Source organism: Streptomyces hainanensis, assembly GCF_004348415.1.
Taxonomy (GTDB): domain Bacteria; phylum Actinomycetota; class Actinomycetes; order Streptomycetales; family Streptomycetaceae; genus Streptomyces; species Streptomyces hainanensis.
The window spans coordinates 1-6,410 of sequence record NZ_SMKI01000447.1; the positions used below are offsets into that span (position 1 = coordinate 1).

Annotated in this window: 7 protein-coding genes and 1 riboswitch; of the genes, 1 reads left to right on the forward strand and 6 read right to left on the reverse strand. The window is 75.1% G+C overall.

The window, feature by feature from the left end:
* The 5 genes from E1283_RS29640 to E1283_RS29660 form a co-directional block, all read right to left on the reverse strand.
* Nucleotides 1-410 (reverse strand): 3,4-dihydroxy-2-butanone-4-phosphate synthase (locus tag E1283_RS29640; RefSeq protein WP_207930573.1); only part of this gene is annotated, 410 nt, incomplete at its 3' end.
* A 2-nt stretch (nucleotides 411-412) separates the two neighbouring features.
* Entirely contained in the window at nucleotides 413-1,078 is a 666-nt protein-coding gene (locus E1283_RS29645; RefSeq protein ID WP_132821249.1) for a nicotinamide mononucleotide transporter family protein, read from the reverse strand.
* A complete protein-coding gene (locus tag E1283_RS29650; RefSeq protein ID WP_132821250.1) occupies nucleotides 1,075-1,680 on the reverse strand; it encodes a riboflavin synthase in 606 nt (201 codons plus the stop codon). Before E1283_RS29650 ends, E1283_RS29645 begins: the two co-directional genes overlap by 4 nt.
* Nucleotides 1,681-2,820, reverse strand: a complete 1,140-nt coding sequence (ribD, locus tag E1283_RS29655) for a bifunctional diaminohydroxyphosphoribosylaminopyrimidine deaminase/5-amino-6-(5-phosphoribosylamino)uracil reductase RibD (protein WP_243745194.1) — start codon at nucleotides 2,818-2,820, stop codon at nucleotides 1,681-1,683. It abuts the gene before it with no gap.
* A gap of 126 nt (nucleotides 2,821-2,946) precedes the next feature.
* A riboswitch (FMN riboswitch) is annotated at nucleotides 2,947-3,077 on the reverse strand.
* Between the two features lie 95 nt (nucleotides 3,078-3,172).
* Nucleotides 3,173-4,363 (reverse strand): ROK family transcriptional regulator, encoded by a 1,191-nt coding sequence (locus E1283_RS29660; protein WP_132821252.1) that lies wholly within the window; start codon nucleotides 4,361-4,363, stop codon nucleotides 3,173-3,175.
* Between the two features lie 147 nt (nucleotides 4,364-4,510).
* Here E1283_RS29660 and E1283_RS29665 point away from each other — a divergent pair, with 147 nt between their 5' ends.
* Nucleotides 4,511-5,749 carry an MFS transporter gene (locus E1283_RS29665; RefSeq protein WP_132821254.1) on the forward strand — a complete coding sequence of 413 codons (1,239 nt, stop codon included), beginning with the start codon at nucleotides 4,511-4,513 and terminating at the stop codon, nucleotides 5,747-5,749.
* Nucleotides 5,750-5,821: 72 nt separating this feature from the next.
* Here the strand turns inward: E1283_RS29665 and E1283_RS29670 are convergent, their stop codons facing one another.
* Complete coding sequence (locus tag E1283_RS29670; protein WP_132821253.1) at nucleotides 5,822-6,277, reverse strand: phospholipase; 456 nt, start codon at nucleotides 6,275-6,277, stop codon at nucleotides 5,822-5,824.
* Between the last annotated feature and the right edge of the window lie 133 nt (nucleotides 6,278-6,410).

Below are 6,410 nucleotides of genomic sequence, written 5' to 3' on the forward strand. Positions count from 1 at the left end.
AGGTCGGCGGGGGCGGCGGTCGGGTCGGCGAGCAGCCGGATGGTGGTGGCGCGGTCGGCGGCGGAGATGCCGGTGCCGACGCCGTGCGCCGCGGTGGCGTCGACCGAGACGGTGAAGGCGGTGGCCATCGACTCGGTGTTCTTCTCGACCATCTGTCCGAGTTCGAGCCGGTCCAGGTCCTCGGGCTCCATGGGCACGCAGACCAGGCCGCGGCACTCGCTCATCATGAAGGCGACGAGCTCGGGGGTGATCAGCTCGGCCGCGACGACGAGGTCGCCCTCGTTCTCGCGGTCCGGGCGGTCGACCACCACCACGGGGCGGCCGAGCGCGATGTCGGCGACGGCGCGTTCGATCGGGTCCAGGACGAGTTCGGGATCGACGGCGGGTCGCTCGACGCGGGTCTGTGGCACGGTCACGCGGGTGCTCCTTCCAGGACGGTTCCGCCCCGCACGTCGCGGGAGCGGGAGCTGAGCCACCAGGCCCGCATGCCCCACAGGACGAGGACGAGATAGACGACGTAGACCAGGCCGGAGAAGGGCAGGCCGCTGTCGAAGGCCAGCGGGACCCCGACCAGGTCGACCAGCAGCCAGGCGAACCAGAACTCCACGAGGCCACGGGCCTGGGCGACCATGGCGACCAGGGTGCCGACGAAGATGTAGGCGTCGGGCCAGGGGTTCCAGGACAGCTCGGGGAAGGCGGTGAACAGGCCGCCGACGGCGAGGGTGCCGACCGCGGCGCCGGCCGCCAGCGCGCCGCGCTCCCGCCAGGAGGCGAAGCGGACCGTGATCCGCCCCTCGTCGCTGCCGTGCCGGCCGCGCTGCCACTGCCGCCAGCCCCACAGGGCGACGGTGATGACCAGGAGTTGCTTGCCCACTCCCCCGCTGAGCTGGGCCGAGGCGTAGGCGGCGATCAGGATCAGGCCGGAGAGGAGCTGGACCGGCCAGGTGAGGATGGAGCGGCGCCAGCCGAGGGCGAGGGCGGCGAGCCCGGCCAGGTTGCCGACCATGTCGGACCAGATGACGTGCTGGCCGAAGGCGGTGAAGGCGGTGCTGTTGAGCTGGTCGACGAGACCGCTCATCGGAGGTTCACCTCCCGGTGGCCGAGCAGCCGCTCGACGTACTTGCCGACGACGTCGACCTCGAGGTTGACCTGGTCGCCCGGGCGCTTGGCGCCGAGGGTGGTGAGGTCGAGGGTGGTGGGGATCAGGCCGATGGAGAAGCGGTCGTCGCCGGCCTCGACCACGGTGAGGCTGACGCCGTCGACGGTGATGGAGCCCTTGTCGACCACGTAGCGGGCGAGTTCGGCGGGGAGCGTGAAGGTGACGAGGTCCCAGTGGTCGCCCGGGGCGCGGTCCAGGAGGGTGGCGGTGCCGTCGACGTGGCCCTGGACCAGGTGGCCGCCGAGCCGGTCGCCGAGCGCCATCGGGCGTTCCAGGTTGACCCGGTCGCCGGGCACGAGGCCGCCGATGGTGGAACGGGCGAGGGTCTCGGCCATCACGTCGGCGGTGAACTCGCCCTCGCCCAGCTCGATCACGGTGAGGCAGACGCCGTTGACCGCGATGGAGCCGCCGTGTCCCGTGCCCTCGGTGACGACGGAACAGCTCAGACGCAGCCGTGCCGAGTCGCCCGCGCGGTCGAGCGCGATGACCTCACCCTGTTCTTCGACGATTCCGGTGAACACTCAGCTCTCCTTGGGAACGGGGGCGTTGACGGGAACGGCGCTGATCCTCAGGTCCTGGCCGATCCGGTCCACGTCCGTGACGCGAAGGCGCAACGCGTCCGCGATGGTGGTGATTCCCGCGCCGTTCAGTGCCTGGGGCCCGGCGCCGAGCAGGGCCGGGGCCAGGTAGCCGGTGACGCGGTCGATCAGGCCGGCGGCGGCGAAGGCGCCGGCCAGGGTGGGGCCGCCCTCGAGCAGCAGGGACCTGACGTCGCGCCGGTGGAGGGCGGCGAGCAGCGCGGTCAGGTCGAGCCCCGGGCCGTGGGCGGCGCGGGGCAGCCGGACCACCTCGGCGTGGTCGGCGAGGTGGGTGGTGGCCCCGGTCGGGGTGTCGTCGGCGACGGCGACGAGGGTCGCGGCGGTGCCGTCGAGGACCCGGGCGCCGGGCGGGACGGCGGTGCCCGTGGTGTCGACGACGACGCGCAGCGGCTGGCGGGCGCCGGGGACGCCGCGGACGGCGAGGTGGGGGTCGTCGGCGCGGGCGGTGCCGGCGCCGACGAGCACCGCGTCGGAGGCGGCGCGCAGTCGGTGCACGTCGGCGCGGGCCTCGGCGGAGGTGATCCAGCGGCTGGTGCCGTCGGCGGCGGCCGTCCGGCCGTCGAGGGTGGCGGCGTACTTCCAGTGCACGTGGGGGCGGCCGTGCCGGACGGCGGTGAGCCAGGGGGCGTTGCCCTCGGCGGCCTCGGCGCCGAGCGGCCCGGCGGCCACGTCGACGCCGGCGGCGGTGAGGACGGCGGCCCCGCCGGCGGCCTGGGGGTTGGGGTCGGCGACGGCGTAGACGACGCGGGCGACGCCGGCGTCGATCAGGGCCTGGGCGCAGGGCCCGGTGCGGCCGGTGTGGGCGCAGGGTTCCAGGGTGACGACGGCGGTGCCGCCGCGCGCGGCGGGCCCGGCGGCGGCCAGCGCGTGGACCTCGGCGTGCGGGCCGCCGGCCCGCTGGTGCCAGCCCTCGCCGACGGGGTGCCCCGTGGTGTCGAGGACGACGCAGCCGACGACGGGGTTGGGGCTCGTGCTGCCGAGGCCGCGGGCGGCGAGTTCGATGGCGCGGCGCGTCGCGTCGGCCTCACGGGCGTCGCGTGCTGCGGCTGCGGGGGCGGCCACCGGATCCTCCTGCCTCTTCGGGCACGGTTCCGGGGCTGCGGGAACGCGGAACGGACACGGGGGCGGGAGCATGCCACGGCCGGTCTCAAGGACCGACGGCCACGGCGTGCGCCGCGCACCGCTCCGCCACGCACTGCCTCCCATCCGGACTTTAACCGTCGGTCCAGGAATTCCACCTGGTCAACCGGCCGCTGGCAGCGGACGGGTCGCGGACTATAACCGCCGGTTCGGAGTTTCACCGACCCCGGAGTGCGTTGTGTCGCTGGTACGCCCACCAGTCTGCCACGGTCGGCGGTGGATCATGCCGGGCTGTGGGCCGGGTCACAGCGCCCGGGCCGCGCCCTCCGGGTGCTCACCGGATGAGGTCGGGTCCGAACAGGTCGCGGCGGGCGGCGTCGAGCGCGGTGACCAGGGCGCCGGCGAGGACCGGGCTGCCGGTCACGGTGGCCGGCCTGACCTCGGTGTCCAGCGGGGAGACGGCGCGCAGTCGGGCGGCGACGCGCTCGGCCAGCGGCCGGCCGCCGGCGCGGCCGATCTCGCCGCCGAGCACCACGCAGCCGGGGTCGAGGACGGCGGCCACGCCGGCGATGGCCACGGCGACGCGCTCGGCCAGGGCGGTCAGGAACGCGCCGGCGGCGCCGGTGGGTTCGGCGGCCGCGCCGCGGACCACGGCCTCGGCGGCGGGGGCGCCGGCCTCGGCGCCGACCGGGAGCCCGTGCTCCGCGGCGAGGGCGCGGACCGCCGCGCTCGCCCCGAGGGCGTGGAAGCCTCCGTCGCAGTCGGCCGCGGAGGGCAGGCCATCGGTGCCGGGCACCGGAAGGAACCCGATCTCGCCCGCGCCGCCCGAGGCGCCGCGGCGCAGCGCGCCGTCCAACACCACGGCGGCGCCGACCCCGTGGCCGAGCCAGACCAGCACGAAGCTGTCCCGGTCCCGCACGGCGCCGTGCCGGTGTTCCGCGATGCCGGCCAGGTTGACCTCGTTCTCCAGCAGCACGGGGCCGTCGTGCCGGGAGCGCAGCGCCGCGAGGAGTTCGGCGTGCCAGCCGGGCAGCGAGCCGGTGGGCCGCAGCGCGCCGGTGGCGGGGTCGACGAGCCCGGGGGCGCCCATGACCGCGGTGTGCAGGGCGTCGATGCCGGCCGCGTCGAGGGCCCGGTCGAGGGCGTCGAGGGTGGCGGCGACCGTGCCGCCGGTGCCGGCCGGTACCGGCAGCCGCCCCTCGTCGACGGTCCGGCCGGCGAGGTCGGCGAGCGCGAAGGCGACCGAGCCGGTGCGGACGTCGAGCGCGGCGACGTGCGCCCGCTCCGCCACCAGGCCGTAGAGCCGCGCCTTGGGGCCGCGCCGCTCCTCCCCCGCCTCGCCGACGACGGTGACCAGGCCGTCCCGACCGAGCCGGCCGAGCAGGTCGGCGACGCTGGGCCGGGAGAGGCCGGTGAGCTCGCGCAGCCGGGCCGCCGTCATCGAGCCCTCGGCGGCCAACAGGTCAAGGGCGATGCGGTCGTTGATGGCGCGGGCCGTCCTCGGCGTCGCGGTGCGGGCGGTCATGTGGCGATCCTCGCAGAGTCGGGGGGCGACGGGGTTTTCTATCAGGAAGCCTTCCTGATAGTTTACGGGAGGCCCGCGTCCCGGGCCGAACCGTCCCCGACCCGCCCCCCGAAGAGAAACCACGAGAGACGCGGACGCCCCATGTCGATGTCGCACCCCCCGATAGCCGGCCAGGACCGGATCCGCCGGGCCAGGCGGTCCGTCAGCGTCGTCTTCGCGCTGCACGGCGCGGTGGCCGGCAGCTTCGCCACCCGCATCCCCTGGCTCAAGGACCACCTCGACCTCACCACCCTCCAGCTGGGTCTGGCGCTGGCCTTCCCCGCGCTCGGCGCCGCGCTGACCATGCCGCTGGCCAGCGGCGTGATGCACCGGTTCGGGGCCCGCTCCGCGGTCCGCGGCCTGCTGGTGCTGTGGACCGCGGCGCTGGCGCTGCCCATGCTGGCGCCCAGCACGGTGGCGCTGTGCGGGCTGCTGTTCGCCTACGGCGCGGCCTCCGGGATGGCCGACGTGGTGATGAACGCGCAGGGCGTGGACGTGGAGCGCGAACACGGCCGGTCGATCATGTCCGGGCTGCACGGCATGTGGTCCGTGGGCGCGCTGCTCGGCTCCGCCGTGGGGGTCGGCGCGGTCTCCCTCGAAATCGACGCCCGGGTCCATCTGCCCCTGGTGGCACTGGCGTTGACGGTCGCCGCGCTGCCGGTCTGCCGCGGCCTGCTCGACGTGCGGGCCAGGCCGGACGAGGACCCGCCGCCCCGGTTCGCGCTGCCGCCGCGCTCCGCGCTGCTGATCGGCGTGGTCGGGATGTGCGCGATCCTCGCCGAGGGCGGCAGCATGGACTGGTCCGGCGTCTACCTGCGGGACCTCGCCGGCGCCTCGGAGGCGGTCGCCGCGGCCAGCTACACGGCGTTCGCCTGCACCATGGCCGCCGCCCGACTGGCCGGGGACGCGGCGGTGCGACGGATGGGCCCGGTGCGGACGGTCCGGATCAGCGGGGTGCTGGCACTGGCCGGCGGGGCGCTGGTGGTGACGGCCCGCGTCCCGGCCCAGGGCATCGTCGGGTTCGCGCTGCTCGGGGTCGGCATCGCGGTGGTGATCCCGTTGGCCTTCGCGGCCGCCGGCCGCAGCGGACCCAACCCGAGCCAGGCCATCGCGGGCGTGGCCACCATCACCTACACCACGGGGCTCATCGCGCCGACCCTGATCGGCATGGTCGGCGAGGTCGCCTCGCTGCGCGCCTCGTTCGGCCTGGTCACGCTCTCGCTCACGGTGCTGGTGCTCGGCGCCGGGGTGCTGGGCGGGCGCTCGCCCCGGGAACCGGTGGCCTCGGACCCGGCCACGGCGCGCGGTGCCGGGCAGGCGACGCCCGACCGGAACGACGCGGGCTGAGGACCGCCTCCCGAACGCGGGGAAATCCGCGTAAAACGGGACCCCCGGCAGGTGGCCGGGGGTCCCGTCGGCTCAGCCGAAGGCGCGGACGGCCTGGTAGTACGTCCAGGCCAGCGCGTCGCAGGAGGCGCCGCTGGCGCCCGAGTAGTTGTCGCAGACCCGCTGCAGGTCGCTGTAGAAGGCGTTGTCGAGCCGCGACTTGTTGGCGTCGAAGGTGCCCTGGGCCTTGTAGTTCCGGTACCCGAAGTCGTGCCGCGCGCACGCCGTCTGGAACGGGAAGCCGAAGGGGTTGTCGGGTGAGCTGGAGCAGTAGTCCGTGCTCCAGTCGAAGCTGTAGGAGGACCAGGCCCCCTGGTTGTTGCGGGCCGAGACCCAGGTGTTGTAGCTGCTCGCACTGGTCTGCGTCCAGTTGGAGAGCACCTGGGGCTTGTCGGCCGGAGCCGCGTTGGCGGGGGCCGCGGAGACGGCCACGGCGCCCAGGGTGAGCGCCACCGCGGACAGGACGGTGGCGAACCGACGACGAAGCATGCACTTCCTCCGGAATCTGACGACACGCCAGGAAGGCGTGCCGGTGGGGGGGTTCCGGAGGATCAAGTTACGGGCCGGTAGCGTCTCGCTCAAGCCCTCGTGCGTGCACCGCAGTTGACCAACCTGTCTCTTA